At 76.1% G+C, this 2479-nt stretch carries 2 protein-coding genes; both read right to left on the bottom strand.

Features of this window, described 5'->3' with window-relative positions:
- On the bottom strand, positions 1-2129 hold a 2129-nt coding region (locus AWW66_RS31895; protein WP_157528303.1), incomplete at its 3' end, for a tetratricopeptide repeat protein.
- Positions 2130-2262: 133 nt separating this feature from the next.
- The coding region (locus tag AWW66_RS31900) for a peptidoglycan-binding protein (protein WP_169807210.1) at positions 2263-2479 on the bottom strand (217 nt) is incomplete at its 5' end.

Here is a 2479-nt window from a genome sequence, read left to right on the forward strand (position 1 = left end):
TCGTGCAGGCGGATGGCGTCGGCGTGCCGCCCGACGCTGGCGTACCCGCCGGCCAGGTTGTTGCGGCTCTGCAGGGTGTCCGGATGCTCGGCGCCGAGGGTGGCCTCCCGTCCGGCGAGGGTGGACTCGTACAGCGCGAGCGCCTCGTCGTGCCGGCCGGCGGCCCGGTAGCAGCCGGCGAGGTTGTTCTGGGACTGGAGCGTGTCGGGGTGCGCCGGGCCGCACACCCGGCGTCGCACCCGCAGGGTGCGCTCGCTGAGCGCGATCGCCTCGCTCAGCCGGCCCACCTCCCGGTACCCGATCGCGACGTTGCTGGCGTTGCTGAGGGTGTCCGGATGGTCCGGCCCGAGGATCCGTCGGCGGGCGGCGAGGGTCTGCTCGCCGAGGACGATCGCCTCCTGGTACCGGCCGGCGGACCAGGACGCCCCCGCCAGCCCGTACCGGGCGGTGACCGTGTCGGGGTGCTCGGGCCCGAGGTGCCGCTCCCGCAGCGCGTGGGCCAGGGTGAACAGTCGTCCGGCGGGGGAGTGCTGGCCCTGGCCACGCCGGTACACGGCACACCGTTCGAACACCGTGGCGGCCCGCAGGTCGAGGGCGGCGGTCCGGGGTGGACGGGGGCCGTTCTCCGCCCCGGCGGTGTCGTCGCCCGGCGGCGCGAAGCACGTCGCGACGGCGTCGACGTGGGCCGCCAGTCGGTTCCACAGTGGCCAGGAGGCGAGGTCGGTCTCGGGTTCCCCGGCCGGAGCGGCGCGGTGGAGCAGGTCCACGACGAGCGCCAGCGGGCCGCAGTCGCGGTGGGTGGCCCGGATGACGGTCTGCACGAGGCGGTGCACGCTGATCGTGTCGCCCTGCCGGTTGACCATGCTGTAGGAGGCGGCGAGCACGACGGCGTCCTCGACGTCCATCGGGTGCCGACCCGGCACCGCCAGCAGGGCCAGGTCGACCCGGTCGGGGGCGAGGTAGGCCAGCGTGTCCAGCAGCCGCACGGCGAGCGGGTCCTTCTCCCGGATCGCGTCGATGGTGACGCCCCAGGTGCGCATCACCGGATGGTCGGCGCCGGGGGCCACCCCGCTGGCGAGGATCCGGCGGGGTTGCGCGGCCAGCCGCCGACGGTACTCGACGATCCCGACGTGTGGCCGCTCCCGCAGGTAGGCAGCCGCCTGGCGCAACGCCAGGGGCAGGTCGCCGACGTCGGCGGCCAACGCCTCGGCCTGCGTCGGGTCGTCGTCGCGGCCGGAGCGGGCGCGGAGCAGCCCGATGCTGTCCCGCCGGCTCAGCGGTCGCAGGCGCAGCGGCGCGAGCCCCAGCTCGGCCCAGTCGACGTCGCGCTGGCTGGTGGCGATGACCCGGCCCGTGCCGAGCCGGGCGAGCAGCGACGTGACCTCGGCGGGGTCGGTCACGTTGTCCAGCACCAGCAGCCACCCACGGTGCGCCGCGAGCCACCGTACGGCCAGGTCGGCCGCGTCGGTCAGGCTGCCGTCCCGGCGGTCGGGCAGGCCCACCGCCGGGCCGAGCGCGGCGAGGTCGGCGGTCAGGTTGGCGGGGGTGTCCGCCCTGATCCACCAGACGACCGGGTGCTGTCGCCGGTACCGGTGCGCGTACTGGAGCGCCAACTCGCTCTTGCCGATCCCACCGAGACCGTGGACGGCCTGCCCGATCACGATGCCGGGGTGCTCGTCGAGCTGACCGGCCAGGCTCCGCAGCTCGTCGTCGCGGCCGAGGAAGGCGGGCGCGGGCCGGCGGGGCAGGTTCGACACGACCAGGGCCGCCTCGGCCGCCGGTGCGGGTGACGACGGCGGGCCGCCGTCGCGCGCCGGCTGCCGGGGCGTGCCCCGGGCGTCCAGCGCCCGGCGCAGCGCCTGCCAGTCGGCGCGCCACCGGTCGGCGTCGAGCAGCGCCGGATCGAGCCGGTGTCCGTGCCGCGCGGCGTACCGCCCGCAGGCGTCGACGAAGGCGATCACGAAGTCCAGGGACGGCTTGCTCCGTGCGGTGAGGACGTCGCTGATGGTCGACGTCTTCAACTCCCCGTGCAGGCGGGCCAGCCGTCCGTACGACGGTGCGCCGGCGGCGATACGCAGCGCGCCGAGTCGGTCGGCGAAGGACCGGAGCGCGGCGGGGGGTTCGGCCACCACCTCATCATCACCCGGTGGGCCGCCGGTCGCGGTTCTCGCCCGGATGTCGGATGACCGTCACCGGGCCGGGGTCCCCCCGGGTCGGGCCCGTCCGGTCCCCGGCGGCCGGACGGGCCCGTGCGCGCTGCGGTCAGCTCTTCGGGACGCGGAGCTGGTCCCAGGTCGACCGGCCGGGCCAGCCGTCGGCGTCGGCGCCGGTGAAGCCGAGCTTGCGCTGCCAGGCGGCGTAGGACTGCCGGTCGACGTCGGTCCACTGTGGGCCGGGGCCGAACTGGTACCCGCCGCAGCCCTCGGCGACGAGGCGGCGGCCCATGTTCGTCACGATGGCGCTGTTCGGGCTGCTCCGG

Source organism: Micromonospora rosaria, assembly GCF_001567585.1.
Classification (GTDB): domain Bacteria; phylum Actinomycetota; class Actinomycetes; order Mycobacteriales; family Micromonosporaceae; genus Micromonospora; species Micromonospora rosaria.